The sequence below is a fragment of the Streptomyces sp. NPDC002156 genome, assembly GCF_053593675.1.
This window is the reverse complement of record NZ_JBSFDA010000213.1, coordinates 1-15,832: the sequence shown is the minus strand read 5'-3', so window position 1 is coordinate 15,832 and position 15,832 is coordinate 1. Positions and strand designations below refer to the sequence as shown.

At 69.4% G+C, this 15,832-nt stretch carries 12 protein-coding genes; 9 read left to right on the top strand and 3 right to left on the bottom strand.

The window, feature by feature from the left end; genetic code table 11:
* Window positions 1-210 precede the first annotated feature (210 nt).
* On the top strand, window positions 211-1,335 hold the full coding sequence (locus ACWCRB_RS44350) for an adenylate/guanylate cyclase domain-containing protein (protein ID WP_369037937.1): 1,125 nt from the start codon (window positions 211-213) through the stop codon (window positions 1,333-1,335).
* A gap of 28 nt (window positions 1,336-1,363) precedes the next feature.
* Here the strand turns inward: ACWCRB_RS44350 and ACWCRB_RS44345 are convergent, their stop codons facing one another.
* Window positions 1,364-2,125, bottom strand: coding sequence for a hypothetical protein (locus ACWCRB_RS44345; RefSeq protein WP_451001490.1), 762 nt, complete (start codon window positions 2,123-2,125; stop codon window positions 1,364-1,366).
* Window positions 2,126-2,321: 196 nt separating this feature from the next.
* Here ACWCRB_RS44345 and ACWCRB_RS44340 point away from each other — a divergent pair, with 196 nt between their 5' ends.
* From ACWCRB_RS44340 to hutH, 3 genes are all read left to right on the top strand, one after another.
* Window positions 2,322-3,140 (top strand): enoyl-CoA hydratase-related protein, encoded by an 819-nt coding sequence (locus ACWCRB_RS44340; protein ID WP_451001489.1) that lies wholly within the window; start codon window positions 2,322-2,324, stop codon window positions 3,138-3,140.
* A 161-nt stretch (window positions 3,141-3,301) separates the two neighbouring features.
* On the top strand, window positions 3,302-4,462 hold the full coding sequence (locus ACWCRB_RS44335) for a diguanylate cyclase domain-containing protein (protein WP_451001488.1): 1,161 nt from the start codon (window positions 3,302-3,304) through the stop codon (window positions 4,460-4,462).
* Between the two features lie 278 nt (window positions 4,463-4,740).
* Complete coding sequence (hutH, locus tag ACWCRB_RS44330; RefSeq protein WP_451001491.1) at window positions 4,741-6,279, top strand: histidine ammonia-lyase; 1,539 nt, start codon at window positions 4,741-4,743, stop codon at window positions 6,277-6,279.
* Between the two features lie 111 nt (window positions 6,280-6,390).
* Here hutH and ACWCRB_RS44325 read toward each other — a convergent pair whose 3' ends face one another.
* Window positions 6,391-7,185: a hypothetical protein gene (locus ACWCRB_RS44325; RefSeq protein ID WP_369037275.1), complete on the bottom strand. Its 795-nt coding sequence runs from the start codon at window positions 7,183-7,185 to the stop codon at window positions 6,391-6,393.
* 52 nt (window positions 7,186-7,237) lie between these two features.
* A complete protein-coding gene (locus ACWCRB_RS44320) occupies window positions 7,238-7,639 on the bottom strand; it encodes an LPXTG cell wall anchor domain-containing protein (RefSeq protein WP_451001487.1) in 402 nt (133 codons plus the stop codon).
* Between the two features lie 110 nt (window positions 7,640-7,749).
* Between ACWCRB_RS44320 and ACWCRB_RS44315 the strand changes: the two genes are divergently transcribed.
* From ACWCRB_RS44315 to ACWCRB_RS44295, 5 genes are all read left to right on the top strand, one after another.
* Window positions 7,750-8,103: a hypothetical protein gene (locus tag ACWCRB_RS44315; RefSeq protein ID WP_235475263.1), complete on the top strand. Its 354-nt coding sequence runs from the start codon at window positions 7,750-7,752 to the stop codon at window positions 8,101-8,103.
* 273 nt (window positions 8,104-8,376) lie between these two features.
* The gene (locus tag ACWCRB_RS44310; RefSeq protein WP_451001486.1) at window positions 8,377-9,648 is read left to right on the top strand and encodes a L,D-transpeptidase; all 1,272 of its coding nucleotides are present in this window, start codon (window positions 8,377-8,379) and stop codon (window positions 9,646-9,648) included.
* A gap of 157 nt (window positions 9,649-9,805) precedes the next feature.
* Window positions 9,806-11,314, top strand: coding sequence for an ABC transporter permease (locus ACWCRB_RS44305; RefSeq protein WP_451001485.1), 1,509 nt, complete (start codon window positions 9,806-9,808; stop codon window positions 11,312-11,314).
* A 133-nt stretch (window positions 11,315-11,447) separates the two neighbouring features.
* Entirely contained in the window at window positions 11,448-12,131 is a 684-nt protein-coding gene (locus ACWCRB_RS44300) for an ABC transporter ATP-binding protein (RefSeq protein ID WP_451001484.1), read from the top strand.
* A gap of 290 nt (window positions 12,132-12,421) precedes the next feature.
* Window positions 12,422-15,685, top strand: a complete 3,264-nt coding sequence (locus ACWCRB_RS44295; RefSeq protein ID WP_451001483.1) for a S8 family peptidase — start codon at window positions 12,422-12,424, stop codon at window positions 15,683-15,685.
* Window positions 15,686-15,832: the final 147 nt, after the last annotated feature.

The window sequence follows — 15,832 nt, the reverse complement described above, 5'->3', positions numbered from 1 at the left end:
GCTTGACCTTTCAGCCCAGGCCAGGCATTTCAGCCCGTCCGGCGATTGAGGACGAGGCCGTTCAGGCCGACAGCGGGGGTCTGGGGGCGGCAGCCCCCAGTGGGGTCGCGCCAACACCGGGTGCGTTGTCGCTGCTGGACCTGGCGGAGCGAGGCCGTATCGTTGATGGCGGTCGATATCTGACCGTGACAGATCGGAAGGGCAGCAGGCGTGACCGTCGACGACACGGGCTCCGACACGGCGGGCAGCCGGGTGGACGGGCAGGACGCCGACCCCGGTGAGGACCCGCTCGCCCTGCGTCTCGAACAGCTCATCCTCGGGGCCGAGCGGCGCTACACCCCCTTTCAGGCCGCCCGCAGCGCCGGAGTCTCCATGGAGCTGGCCTCCCGTTTCTGGCGGGCCATGGGCTTCGCCGACATCGGGCAGGCCAAGGCGCTGACCGAGGCGGACGTCCTCGCGCTGCGCCGGCTCGCCGGTCTCGTCGAGGCGGGGCTGCTGAGCGAGGCGATGGCCGTGCAGGTGGCGCGTTCCACGGGGCAGACCACCGCCCGGCTGGCGGAATGGCAGATCGACTCCTTCCTGGAGGGGCTGACCGAGCCGCCCGAGCCCGGAATGACCCGCACAGAGGTCACGTATCCGCTGATCGAACTGCTCCTGCCCGAGCTGGAGGAGTTCATCGTGTACGTCTGGCGGCGCCAGCTCGCCGCCGCGACCGGACGGGTCGTACAGGCCGCCGACGACGAGGAGATGGTGGACAGACGGCTCGCCGTCTGCTTTGCCGACCTTGTCGGGTTCACGCGGCTGACCCGCCGGATGGAGGAGGAGGAACTCGGCGAACTCGTCGAGGCCTTCGAGACCACGGCCGCCGACCTGGTGGCGGCGAACGGCGGGCGGCTCGTCAAGACGCTCGGCGACGAGGTGCTGTACGCGGCGGACGACGCCGGTGTCGCCGCCGAGATCGCGCTGCGGCTGATCGAGACGATGGCGCACGACGAGACGATGCCCGAGCTGCGGGTCGGGATGGCCTTCGGCACGGTGACCACCCGTATGGGTGATGTGTTCGGGTCGACGGTGAACCTGGCCTCCCGGTTGACGTCGATAGCGCCACGGGACGCCGTGCTCGTCGACGGGGCGTTCGCGGAGGAGCTGATCCGGACCGGGGACGCGCCCGCCTCCGAGGCGGAGGCGGCCGAGGCCGCTGCCGCCGCGGAGAAGGAGGGCGAGGAGCCGCCGGTGTACCGCTTCGCGCTCCAGCCGATGTGGCAGCGGCCGGTACGCGGACTGGGCGTGGTCGAGCCCTGGCTGCTGACCCGGCGGGCCGGCCCCGTCGCGTAGGACCGCCCGCTCGTCCACCTCCCTCCGCTCAGTGGCGGTGGTTCAGCGCGTCCACGCACAGGCCGATCAGCGGTACGCAGACTCCGCCGGGCGTGGAGGGCTGCGGGGCCGGTGCGGGGGCCTGGGGCGCCGGGGCCTCCTGCTGTGGGGGCTGGGGTTGAGGGTCGGGCTGGGGCGCGAGTGGGGCCGGTGCCATAGCCGGCGGCCGTTCAGGGGTGGCGGTCGGCGCCGGTGTGTCGGGCCGCTGCGGGATCGTGGTGGCGTCGGGGGCTGTTCCGGGTGTCGTGGGGTGCGGGCCCAGGGGCTGGGGCCGCAGCGGGCCGGTCGCGCTCGGAAGAGTCGTCGGCAGTGCTGTCGGGGCCGGGGCAGGGGTCGCGCCGCCCATCGGGGTGCTCGCAGACGGGGTCGGCGTGGGGGTGGTCCCGACGGTGGCGGCCGTGTTGTCGGTGCGGTCGGCGGAGGTGTCCCCGTACGTGTCACCGCCCGTTTCCGTGCCCGCGTCCGTGTCCAGGTCGGACTGGGCCTGGGTGTTGCCGACGCCGCCCACTCCGCCGTCGGGCGCCAGCCGTACGAGGCTCAGGACGCCGGCGGCCAGCGCGAAGCCGCCCGCCGCGAGCAGGACCTTGCGGGGGCGGGGCTTGCGGTGCCGGCCCCGGGGGCGGGTGACGAGGGGGACGGGCGGTGGCTCCGGGGGAGGCGTCCAGGTACGGGCGGGGCCCGTGAACTGGCGTGGGACCTGGGTATGCCTCGGTGTGCCTGTCTCGACCGGCCTGGTCGTCGTGTCCGTCATCGCGATCCCTCCCCGTTGCGCTCGCGCCCCCGATGCGCCGAGGCGGTGCGCACGTTATGCGCTCCCCGGGGCGGGATTTCGGGAGATCGGTGCGATGTCACCCGAACGGGGAGAGGGATCCGTTCTTCCCCCGGGTGGGGCAGGGCTGCGATGATCGGGGCGGTCGTAGTTAACCCGCGTTAACCGGGAGGGTGTCATGGCTGAGGAGCGGTCCGAGGAACGGTCCGAGGAGCGGTTCGGGGAGTTCGTCGTGGTGCGGCGGCATGCGTACGTCGCAGAGCTGGTCCTCGATCGGCCGAAGGCCATGAACGCGGTCTCCTCCGCCATGGCCCGGTCCATCGCCGGCGCGTGTGCCGCGCTGGCCGCCGACCGTGACGTACGCGCGGTGGTGCTGACCTCCACCCATGAGCGGGCGTTCTGCGTCGGGGCCGACCTCAAGGAGCGGAACTCGATGTCCGACGCCGAACTGGTCCGGCAGCGGCCGGTGGCGCGGGGTGCGTACACCGGCGTACTGGAGCTGCCGATGCCGGTGATCGCGGCGGTGCACGGGTTCGCGCTGGGGGGCGGGTTCGAGCTGGCGCTGTCCTGCGACCTGATCGTGGCGGACGCTACGGCGGTGGTGGGGCTGCCCGAGGTGTCCGTGGGCGTGATTCCCGGGGGCGGCGGTACGCAGCTGCTGCCCCGGCGGGTGGGGGCCGCGAGGGCCGCCGAGCTGATCTTCACGGCGCGGCGCGTGGAGGCGGGCGAGGCGCGGGAGCTGGGCCTGGTGGACGTGTTGGTGGAGGAGGGGCGGGCCCGGGAGGAGGCGCTGGCGCTGGCGTCCCGGATCGCGGCGAACTCCCCTGTGGGGGTACGAGCGGCCAAGCGGGCCTTGCGAGTGGGCTTCGGGCTGGACCTGCGGGCGGGACTCGAGGTGGAGGATGCCGCCTGGCGTGCCGTTGCCTTCTCGGGCGATCGGGCGGAGGGGGTGGCGGCGTTCGCGGAGAAGCGGACGCCTGCCTGGCCGGGCGAGTAGCGCTCACGCCTCCGGTGTGGTGTTTTCCGTCAGTCTCTGCCGGGTGAGGCGGGGGCCTTGAGGGGATCCGCCCTGTCGCCCTCGGACCCGGTGGCTCGCGCCCACCCCCTGTTCGCCTTCCCAATGTCTCAATTCCTCCCAAACCTTCCTAACCTGGATCAATGGGTGAGGAAAGCCGGCTCCGCGCCGTCGTGACGCTCGCGCAGGGTATGGCCGCCGCGCACAGCCCCCGCGACTCCTGGCGTGCCGCCGCGTTCGGTGCCTGTCATGCGCTGACCGGGAACTTCGCTGCGCTGTCGGTCTGGGAGCGGGAGCTGGGGCGGCTGCGGGTTCTCGCGAACGTGGGGGAGCTGGCTGTCGACGAGGAGGAGTTTCCGGAGGGGGAGGCGTACCCCGTGCACCAGTTTCCGGAGATCACTGAGTTCCTGCATGAGCGATGGGCGGGCGGGGGTGAGCCCAACGCCTGGGTCGAGACCGCCGAGGGGCCCGCCGGCGGGGCCTTCGAGGGGCGTGCCGGGTACTGCCATCAGCGGGTCGCCGCCCTGCGACGCCGGGGGCGTGGCTGCTGCGTCGTCGCCCCCGTCGTGCTGCACGGGCGGGCCTGGGGCGAGCTGTACGTCGCCCGGCCCGCCGGTGCGCCCGTCTTCGACCGTGCCGACGCCGACTTCGCCACCGTCCTGGCGTCCGTCGTCGCCGCCGGGATCGCCCAGACCGAGCGGCTGGAGGAGGCCCGGCGGCTGGCCTTCACCGACGCACTCACCGGGCTCGCGAACCGGCGTGCCGTGGACGCGCATCTCGACGAGGCGATCGAGCGGCATCGGCGGGACGGGGCGGTGGTCAGTCTCGTCGTCTGCGATCTGAACGGGCTCAAGCGGGTCAACGACACCCTGGGGCATGCCGTCGGTGACCGGTTTCTCGAACGGTTCGGGTCCGTGCTGTCGCTGTGCGGGGCGATGTTGCCGGGGGCGTTGGCCGGGCGGCTGGGTGGTGACGAGTTCTGTCTGCTGGTGGTCGGTGCGCCTGCGGATGATGTCGTGCGGGCGGCGGACGAACTCTGTCGTCGTGCGGCTGGGTTGGAGTTGGGGGAGGGGGTTGCTTGTGGGGTGGCCTCGACGGCTGATGCGATCGGGGCGGTGCGGTCGGCTCGGCGGTTGTTTCGGCTTGCTGATGCGGCGCAGTACCGGGCGAAGGCGCTTCGCGCGGATCGGCCGGTCGTCGCGGGGCGCGAGGGCCCTGACGATCCGGTGGTACGGCTCGCTGACGCGAGGCCGTCCCTGGAGGGGGCTGTTGAGCGGCGGCGGTTCCGTGGGCGTCGGCCGTGAGGCGAGGGGTTTGTTTCGCCCCCGCCGCCCCTACCCGTTCCCATCCCTGGGGGCTGCGCCCCAGACCCCCCTTTGTCCTCAAACGCCGGACGGGCTGGGTATCTCAGCCTCTCCGGCGTTTGAGGAGCGGGGGTTCGGGGGCGGAGCCCCCGATGGGGGTCCCCCCTCTGGGGGAGGGACGGGTAGGGGCGGCGGGGGCGAGTGAACGCTGTAAGGGGTGTACCGGCCACCCGGTAGTGACATCTGGGAATTCACTGCGTACGCTCCTGAATATGGATATGCACACTGTGGTGGTGGGGACGTCCGGGGTGACCGCGGACGACGTGCTCGCCGTGGCGCGCGGCGGCGCCCGGATCGAGCTGTCCGGTGAGGCCCTCGCCGCCCTCGCGAAAGCCCGCGGCGTCGTCGACGCACTGGCTGCCAAGCCCGAGCCCGTGTACGGCGTCAGCACCGGGTTCGGTGCCCTCGCGACCCGGCACATCAGCCCCGAACTGCGCGCCCAGCTCCAGCGCAACATCGTCCGCTCGCACGCCGCCGGCATGGGCCCGCGCGTCGAGCGCGAGGTCGTACGGGCCCTGATGTTCCTCCGGTTGAAGACCGTCTGCTCGGGACATACCGGCGTGCGCCCCGAGGTCGCCCAGACCATGGCCGACCTGCTCAACGCCGGCATCACCCCCGTCGTCCACGAGTACGGCTCCCTCGGCTGTTCCGGTGACCTCGCGCCGCTCTCGCACTGCGCCCTCACCCTCATGGGCGAGGGGGATGCCGAGGGGATCGATGGCGTGGTGCGGCCTGCCGCCGAACTCCTCGCCCAGCACGGCATCGTCCCCGTCGAGCTCCGCGAAAAAGAAGGCCTCGCCCTTCTCAACGGCACCGACGGCATGCTCGGCATGCTGATCATGGCCCTCGCCGACCTCGACACCCTCTACAAGTCCGCCGATGTCACCGCAGCCCTCAGTCTTGAAGCGCTGCTCGGTACCGACAAAGTCCTCGCGCCCGAACTGCACGCCATCCGGCCCCATCCGGGGCAGGGCGCCAGCGCCGCCAACATGCTTGCCGTGCTCAAGGGTTCGGAGCTGACCGGGCATCACCAGGACGGCGCGCCGCGCGTTCAGGACGCCTACTCCGTGCGCTGCGCCCCGCAGGTCGCCGGCGCCGGGCGGGACACCATGGCCCACGCGCGGCTCGTCGCCGAGCGGGAGTTGGCCTCGTCCGTCGACAACCCGGTGATTCTGCCCGACGGGCGGGTCGAGTCCAACGGGAACTTCCACGGGGCCCCGGTGGCCTACGTCCTCGACTTCCTCGCCATCGCCGCCGCCGACCTCGGGTCCATCGCCGAGCGGCGCACCGACCGGCTCCTCGACAAGAACCGCTCGCACGGGCTGCCGCCGTTCCTCGCCGACGACCCCGGTGTGGACAGCGGGCTGATGATCGCCCAGTACACCCAGGCCGCCCTGGTGAGTGAGTTGAAGCGGCTTGCTGTGCCTGCCTCGGCCGACTCCATCCCCTCCTCCGCGATGCAGGAGGACCACGTCTCGATGGGCTGGTCGGCGGCGCGCAAGCTCCGTACGGCCGTCGACAACCTCGCCCGGATCATCGCCGTCGAGCTGTACGCGGCCACGCGCGCCATCGAGCTGCGCGACGGGCTCACGCCCGCGCCCGCGTCCCGGGCCGTCATCGACGCCGTACGGGCTGCCGGGGTCGAAGGGCCCGGTCCCGACCGGTTCCTGTCGCCCGACCTCGCCGCCGCGGACGCCTTCGTGCGGGGCGGGCACCTGGTCGCCGCGGTGGAGCCGGTGACCGGCCCGCTGCAGTAGGCCCAGTAGGCCCAGTAAGCCGTAACTCCCATACGGGGGAAGTGGTTCGGGGCCCTGTCCGACTCGATCGTCGTGTTGGACAGGGCCCCGGAAAACAGGGGGTTCTCCCGGTTACTTCAGCTTGGCCGTCTGTGCCGTGACCAGCGCCGCCGGGACGGCGTACGTCTTGCCCGTCATCATCGCGCCGAGGTTGAGCGTGTAGTAGCCCGCGACGAGGTTGCCGCTGCGTACGACCTCGCCGTGCAGCGAGCCCGTCTCGCCGCTCTCCTCGTCGACCACGCCGGTCACGGAGAACGCCACCGCCTCGTCACCGGTGCCGGCCGCCTTCTCGGCGGCGACCTCGGTCAGCTTCTGCGGTTCCTTGTCGTCGGTCACCGTGAAACCGCTGGCGCACGCCGTGAGCGCGTCCGAGACGGACTTCATCGTCTTCTCCGCCGCGTCGCCCTCGTACGAGGAGAGCGACACGAGGGTCACGTCGACGTCCATCAGGGACTCGCCCGTGAGTTCGGCCAGGTCCTCCGCGGACGTGGGAGTGGACGACGGCTTCGCGCCGATGACCGAGCGGTTCGTCGTGGCCGCCTCGTCACCCGGGGCCTGGCCCGACAGGACGTCGGCGAGCGGACGGCACTTCTCGTCGGACAGCTTGAGGCCGGCCGCGGAGACCTTGGCCGACGCACCCGCCGCCTCGACCGTGGAGCCGGGCACATCGGCCGTGGCGACGATCAGCTTCTCCAGCTCGGCCTTCGTGGCCGCCTTCGCGGCGGCCACCTCGGAACCCTTTGAACTCTTGTCCTTCGACTCGGCCGAATCCGCCGAGTCCTCGCTGCCGCACCCCGTGATGAGGACGAGCGACAGTGCGCCCACGGTCGCCGTGGCGCACAGGCGCGCCCTCGATGATCTCTTCATGGGCGGACTATGAACTGATGTTCAAATAAACGTCAAGTTCGTCAAAAGATTGTCAGAATCCCAGACGTTCGCGTCGCAGCGAATACACCACGAAACCCGCGCCGAGGCCGAGGCAGAGCGTGCCGCCCACGACGTACGGAGTGGTGTTGAAGCTGCCGGTGTCGGCCAGGCGGGTGCCGTCGCCGGTGCCCGAGTCCGAGGAATCGGCGGAGTCCGAGGTCGTCGTGGCCGCCGTACCACTGCTCGTACTCGTGCTCGTGTTTGTGCTTGTTGTGGAGATCTGGCGCGTGAAGCCGGACATCGTGGACAGGGACGTATCCGCTCTCTGCTGCTGTTCCACCGACTTCTCCACCGGCTTGTCTCCCGTCGCGTTGGCGGACGGGACGAACCAGAGGGCACCCAGGAGGGTCCCCGCTGCGGTGGCGGTCAGCAACGACCGACGTGCGGATGACACGGAATATCGATCCCCTTGTGGCTCTGGCGAATTGGCCGTGGACCCGATGCTAATGACAGGCGCGGGTCGTGGGAAAGTTGTGGGAGCTGTGAGCCGTACGCTCTCCGACCATGAGTACTTCAGAGACATCACGTTTTGTACGGCTTCGGGTGGAACTGGTCGTCGAGGTCGACGACCCGGCCACCCTCACGAAGGCCGCGTTGCGGCGGATCGCCGAGGACACCGAGATGCCCGCCGACGAGCGGGTGCACGCCGAGGACGCTGTGACGGAAGACACCGCGGAGGCGCTCGCGTACCTCGTGGATCCGTTCGACCTGGTCGGGGAGGTGCCGGGCATCGAACTGGCGCAGGCCTCCTGGAGCAGCGAGGAGATCGACTACGACCCGGATTCGCCGGACTGGGATCTCGACGAGGATGATGAGGTGGACGGCGACGAGATGGTCGGGGAGCGGGTCGGCGGCTGAGGGTCTTGGAAAAATCGTGACCCCGGGCGGCAACCGCGGCCCGGGGTTTCTTCGTCTCAGGGGGAGCAGTGACCGGCAGTGGCACCACGCGACCCGGTGGAGTACGGGTCGGGCGGAGCGCCCCCTGTGACCCAGGCGACGTGGTGTGCCCCACACATCGAGCGAATGTGGAACGGGACGAACCGGTCGTAGCGTTGAAGTGGGTTACGGGGACTTGCATGTTCGGTTCGGTATGGGGACTCGTGGTCCCGACGGTTCGGGGATTCGGCAACGATGGAGAAGCGTGTGATGACGGACAGTAGGCGGCGCAAGGGTCTGATGGCCGCGTCCGCCCTGCTCGGTGGCGTGCTGGTGCTCTCTGCGTGCAGCGGGGGCGACAGCGACAGTGCCTCCAAGGGCGACAGCGGCACCGACACCTCGCAGGCCAAGGCCGACGAGGCGGCGGCGGCGAAGACCTCCGAGGCCCAGATCAAGATCACACCCGGGGACGGCTCGAACAACGCCTCCATCAACAACGCGGCCCAGGTGGCGGTGACCAAGGGCACCCTGACGTCCGTGGAGATGACGACGGCGGACGGTACCGCTGTCGCCGGTGAGATATCCGCCGACAAGACCAGCTGGAAGCCGAGCGCCCAGCTGGAGCGCGCCACCACCTACAAGGTGACGGCGGAGGCCACGGACACCAAGGGCCGTACGGCCCACGAGAACGCCTCCTTCACCACGGTCTCCGCCGGGAACAGCTTCGTCGGCTACTTCACGCCCGAGGACGGCTCGACCGTCGGTGTGGGTATGCCCGTGTCGATCAACTTCGACAAGGCGATCACCGAGAAGGCGGCCGTGCAGAAGGCCGTCACGGTCTCCTCGACCAGCGGGCAGGAGGTCGTCTGCCACTGGTTCAACGACACCCGCATGGACTGCCGGCCCGACGACTACTGGCAGGAGAACTCCACCGTCACGCTGAAGCTGGCGCTCGACGGCGTGGAGGGCGCGAGCGGTGTCTACGGCGTGCAGCAGAAGACGGTCACCTTCAAGATCGGCCGCAACCAGGTCTCCATCGTCGACGCCAAGACGAAGACGATGAAGGTCATGCACAACAACACGGTCATCAAGACCATCCCGATCTCCGCCGGTTCGCCCGAGAACAAGACGTACGAGGGCAAGATGGTGATGTCGGAGAAGTTCAAGGAGACGCGCATGAACGGCGCGACCGTGGGCTTCACCGACGACGACGGCAAGGGCGAGTACGACATCAAGGACGTGCCGCACGCCATCCGGCTGACCACCTCCGGCACCTTCGTGCACGGCAACTACTGGAGCTCCAGCAGCACTTTCGGCAGCGCCAACGTCAGCCACGGCTGTGTCGGCCTGGACGACACCAAGGGCGCCAACGACAAGAGTTCGGCGGGCTACTGGTTCTACACCAACTCGATCATCGGTGACGTCGTCGACGTCCGGAACACCGGCGACAAGACCGTCGACCCGGCCAACGGCCTCAACGGCTGGAACCTGAGCTGGGCGGACTGGAAGGCCGGTTCGGCCGCTTGATCCTGTTCTGACCCCGCTCCGATCCTGCGGGAGTTCACAGCTTTCCGATGCCGCCCCCAGGGGCGGCATCGGTGTTTCTGGGGTTCACCACAGCCTTCTCATGCATCTCTTATGCGGGGCTTATCCCGTCATCACACGGTGTACCTAGCTTGCGGCCATGTTCTTCACCTACCTGAGGCGCGAACTGCGCCGCCGCAGAAAAGCGGCACTCGTCGTCGCCTCCGGGCTCGCACTGGGCATCGCCCTGGTCATCGTGGTCACGTCCGTGTCCTCGGGCATGTCGAAGGCGCAGGACAAGGTCCTGGAGTCGCTGTACGGACTCGGTACCGACATGACCGTCACCAAGGCCGCCGCGGCCCAGACCGGCACCGGTGACGCCCAGCGCCCGCGCTTCCAGTTCGACGCGCAGGAGAACGACTCCGACACGGAGCAGAGCAGCGACCGGGTGATGGTCCAGGGCTTCCAGACCCTGGCCTCCTCCACGGTCACCAAGGTCGGTACGCAGAAGGGCGTTTCGGACGCTGTCGGCGGACTGAGCCTCCAAGTCATCAAGGTGAGCGGCCAGTTCAGGCAGGGCCAGTTCCAGCAGGACGAGAGCGCCAGTGGCGGCACCGGCAACCAGCAGGGCGGCGGCCCGGGTGCGGGCGGCAACGGGGGCTCAACAGAGGCTCCCCAGGGGCGTGTTGAGGGCGGCGGCGCCGAGTTCGACGTCAACAACTACTCGGTGTACGGCACCGACGTCACCAAGCCGGAACTCGGCCCGCTGACCTCCTCGAAGATCACCAGCGGCCGTACCTTCACGACCTCCGAGACCGACGCCAAGGTCGTGGTCGTCGACGCCTCCTACGCCAAGGAGAAGAAGCTCAAGGTCGGCAGCACGGTCACCATCAAGAGCGTCAAGTACAAGGCCATCGGCATCGCGACGCCCGAGAGCGGCGACGCGGCGGCCAACCTCTACATCCCGCTGAAGCAGGCCCAGACCCTCAGCGACTCCAAGGACAAGGTCACCACGATCTACGTCCAGGCGACCGACTCCCAGCAGATCAGCGCGGTCAAGTCGACCATCCAGAAGAACATCTCGGGTACGACCGTCACGACCTCCGCCGATCTCGCGGACACCGTCTCCGGCTCCCTCTCCACCGCCTCCGACCTGGCCTCCAGCGTCGGCAAGTGGCTGTCGATCGCGGTGCTCATCGCCGCCTTCCTGGTCGCGGGCCTGCTCACCTCCTCGGCAGTGTCCCGCCGTGTGCGCGAGTTCGGCACGCTGAAGGCGCTCGGCTGGAAGTCGGGCCGGGTCACCCGGCAGGTCGTCGGCGAGGCCATCGTCAACGGCCTGGTGGGCGGCGCCCTCGGTATCGCACTCGGCCTCGCCGGCGCATACGTCGTCACCGCGATCAGCCCCGAACTCCAGGCGGAGCTGGGCAGTTCGGGCGGCAACGGCGGCGGTCCCGGCGGTGGCGGCGGCGGGGGCGGCTTCCCCGGCGGCGGTGGCGGCCGCCAGGCAGCGTCCCAGGCCCTGACGGTCGCCCTCACGGCCCCGGTCGCCCTCTCCACGATCGCCCTGGCGGTAGGCCTGGCGGTGGCCGGCGGCCTGATCGCGGGCGCCTTCGGCGGCTGGCGAGCGTCGCGCCTGCGTCCGGCGGACGCGCTGAGGAGAGTCGAGTAGCGAGGGGTTCGCGCTTAAAAACGGACGGCGGCGGGGGCTTTCAGGGGCGCGGGGAACTGCGCGACAAGCCCCCACCGGCGATCAGCCGACAGACAACCCCTCGCACCCCCAATCCCACCCAGGAGCCACCACCATGTACGAACTAAAAGGCGTGACCAAGACCTACACCCGAGGCAAAAAGACGGTAGACGCCCTCGCAGGCATCGACCTCACCATCGCCGACGGCGACCGCCTCGTCATCCAGGGCCCCACAGGCGGCGGCAAGTCCACCCTCCTCCAAATGCTCGGCGGACTCGACCGCCCCACAGACGGCAGCATCGACCTCGACGGCACAGATCTCGCCAAACTGTCCGAGAGCCGCCTCACAAAAGTCCGCAGCGAGAACATCGGTTTCGTCTTCCAGAGCTTCAATCTCATTCCGACCCTGTCGGCCCAGGAAAACGTCGAGACCGCTCTCGTACCACTCGGCGTGAAGACCAAGGAACGCCGCGAACGAGCCGCCGAGGCGCTGAAGTCGGTCGGTCTCGGCGAGCGCCTCGGGCACCTCCCGGGCGAGATGTCCGGCGGCCAGCAGCAGCGCGTCGCCATCGCCCGTGCCCTGGTCAAGCAGCCGAAGGTGCTCCTCGCCGACGAGCCCACCGGGAACCTCGACGAGTCGATGCGCGACGAGATCATGGACGTACTCGAAACCATGTGGAAGGAGCTGGGGCTCACCTTCATCATGGTCACGCATGATTCGGCGATCGCGAAGAAGGCCCCGCGGCTGGCCACCATCCGTAAGGGGAAGATCACCGTGAAGGAGAACGCGGGCGCATAGGAAAGTGACCACCGGCGCGTAAATGGAGAAAACCGGCGCGCAAAGTTTCGTAACTGCCTCGTAACAGCCCACTCTTGAGAGCTCAGTCTATTGAGCGGCTGATCACCCCTCGGCATAATTCACGGTCGGGGGGTGTACGCCTCTGCGTACGGGACCGCCCCCAGCCGGATGAACGGGGAATTCTTCCGGCACCTCAGCCACAGGCTCCAGGGGGAGACTTGCGCAAACAAGTGAAAAGAGCATGTGCGGCAACCGTAGCCACGGCAGCCGCAGTTGCCCTCGCGGCGGGCATGACCGGCCCGGCGTCCGCGAAGGGCGAGGCGAAGGCGGAGCGGCAGCGCGCGACCAGTGCCGCTGCCCAGAAGCTCAAGCCCGCGCACCGCATCACCCTCATCACCGGTGACCGGGTCGCCGTCGACGCCAAGGGCCGTGTCATCGGCCTGGAGCGGGCGGCGGGGCGCGAGAAGATACCCGTACAGATCCGCAAGATCGACGGGCACACCCTCGTCATCCCGGCCGACGCGGCCCGGCTGGTCTCCAGCGGCAAGCTGGACCAACGGTTGTTCGACGTCACGGAGTTGAACAAGGCGGCGACCCGCAAGTCCCAGCAGAAGGGACTGAAGGTCATCGTCGGCTACACGGGGGCCGCGGCGGCCACCAAGGCCGACGTCCGCGACGCGGGCACGCTGCGCCAGACGCTGAAGTCCCTGAACGCGGACGCCGTGCAGACACCGCAGAAGGACACTCCCGAACTCTGGGACGCGGTGACCAACGGCGACAGGACCGCCGCCGGGATCGCGCACGTCTGGCTCGACGGCACCCGTAAGGCCAGCCTCGACAAGTCCGTGCCGCAGATCGGCGCGCCGAAGGCGTGGGCGGCCGGGTACGACGGCAAGGGCGTCAAGATCGCCGTCCTGGACACCGGTGTCGACGCCACCCACCCGGACCTCAAGAGCCAGGTGATCGCGGCCAAGAACTTCACCCCGGCCGCCACCACCGACGACAAGGTCGGCCACGGCACGCACGTCGCGTCCATCGCGGCGGGCACCGGGGCCAAGTCCGGCGGCAAGTACAAGGGTGTCGCACCCGGCGCCAAGATCATCAGCGGCAAGGTCCTGGACGACACCGGCTCCGGTGACGACTCGGGCATCCTCGCCGGCATGGAGTGGGCGGCCGAGCAGGGCGCCCAGGTCGTCAACCTCAGCCTCGGCGGCCAGGACACCCCCGAGGTGGACCCGCTGGAGGCGCTGGTCGACAAGCTGTCCGAAGAGAAGGGCATCCTCTTCGCGATCGCGGCGGGCAACTCCGGTCCGGAGTCGGTCGGTTCGCCGGGCAGCGCCGACAAGGCGCTCACCGTCGGCGCGGTCGACGACAAGGATCTGCTGGCCGACTTCTCCAGCACCGGCCCGCGTGTCGGCGACGGCGCCATCAAGCCGGACGTGACCGCGCCCGGCGTGGACATCACGGCCGCCTCCGCCAAGGGCAGCCTGATCGAGCAGGAGGTCGGCGAGAACCCGGCCGGCTACCTCTCCATCTCGGGTACGTCGATGGCGACGCCGCATGTGGCGGGCGCGGCGGCGATCCTCAAGCAGGAGCACCCGGACTGGACGTACGCCGAGATCAAGGGCGCGCTCACCGGCTCCGCGAAGGGCGGCAAGTACACGCCGTTCCAGCAGGGTTCGGGCCGGATCCAGGTCGACAAGGCCATCAAGCAGACCGTGATCGCCGACCCCGCGTCGGTGAGCTTCGGTACGCAGGCGTGGCCGCACACCGACGACACCCCGGTCACCAAGCAGCTGACGTACCGCAACCTCGGCACGACCGACGTCACGCTGAAGCTGTCGGCGACCGCGACCGACCCGAAGGGCCAGGCCGCTCCGGCCGGCTTCTTCAAGCTGGCCGCGACGACGGTGAAGGTCCCGGCGGGCAAGAGTGCCTCGGTCGGCTACACCGTCAACACCAAGCTGGGCGGCACCCTCGACGGCGCGTACTCCTCGTACGTGACGGCGACGGCCGGCGCGCAGAGCGTCCGTACGGGCGCGGCGGTCAACCGTGAGGTCGAGTCGTACGACCTGACGGTCAAGCACATCGACAAGGCCGGGCAGCCGACGGGCGAGTACAACACGATCGTCGCCGGTTACTCCGGCCTGGCCACCGACCGCGGTTACCAGGTCCCGACCTCGGCCACCGGCACCACGACCATGCGTCTGCCCAAGGGCACGTACCTCCTGGACGCGTGGATCGCGAAGGACTTCACCAAGCCCGACCTGGGCGGTGAGGGCCTCGACTGGGTGGTCCAGCCGAAGCTGGCGGTCACCAAGAACACCTCGGTGACGATCGACGCCCGCACCACCAAGGCGGCGGACATCACGGTGCCGGACGCCGACGCCAAGCCGCTGGGCGCGATGATCAGCTACATGTACGACGACGCGGGCATCGGCATCGGAGTCGGCATGGACTCCTTCGCCAACCTGCGGATGGCCCACCTCGGCGCGGAGACCCCCGGCCTCTCGCAGACCTGGTTCGGCCAGTTCGGCAAGGGTGCGGGCGCCGAGTACGACGCGATCACCACCGCCAAGGTCAAGAAGATCCAGGGCGACAAGGTCCGGCACTTCAAGGCGAGCGAGTTCGCCACGGTGTCGAACAAGATCGGTGCGGGATCGCCGGGCAAGACCGGCGCGCTCGGTGCGATCGCGTTCCTGCCCGAGGACGTCGCCTTCGGCGCCCTCGTCGAGCAGGCGCTCCCGGCCACGCGTACGCAGTACGTGTCGACGGGCGAGAAGGTCCAGTGGCTGTTCGACTTCACCCAGTTCAAGGGGAAGGACGCACAGGGCTTCTCGATCCCCGAGGCCTACTACACGCTCGGTGCGGCGCAGACACTGAAGGCCGGCGGCAAGTACTGGCGCACCTTCAACACCGCGGTCTTCGGTCCCCGTCTGCTCCCGGACTACGGCCTCTTCCGTGACGGCAACTACATCTACGGCCTGATCCCGCTGTTCTCCGACGGCGCGGGCCACCCCGGCTCGTCCGACTTCACGTCGGTCGCCACGACGCTCTACCGCAACGGGAAGAAGGTCGCCACGACCGACGACCCGCTGTTCGCCGAGAAGCCGTTCACGGTTCCGGCGGGCGACGCGGAGTACAAGCTGACGACGTCGGTCAAGCGCAGCGTCAAGGTGGCGCAGGCGTCCACGCGGATCGATGCGAGCTGGACGTTCCGGTCGAAGAAGCCGGGGGAGGACGGGGCGCAGCTCCCGGCGTCCTCGGTGCGCTTCAACGCGCCGGTCGGTCTGGACAACAAGGTCGCGGCCGGTACGAAGGTCACGTTCCCGGTCGTCGTCGAGGGTTCGGCGCGTGGCAGCAACCTGAAGTCGCTGTCGGTGTACGCGTCTTACGACTACGGCAAGACGTGGAAGAAGCTGACGGTGAAGAACGGGAAGGTGACTGTCGTCAACCCGAAGAAGGGGGAGGCGATCTCCTTCCACGCGAAGATCAGCGACAAGAAGGGGAACAAGTCGACGATCTCGATCTACAACGCGTATTACGGCAAGTAGCTTGCCGTTGACGTGATGGCGACGGCCCGTCGGGAGATGTCTCCGGCGGGCCGTTTCCGTGTTTTTCTCGCCCCCGCCGCCCCTACCCGTCCCATCCCTGGGGGCTGCCGCCCCCAGACCCCCGCTGTCGGCCTGAACGGCCAGCAC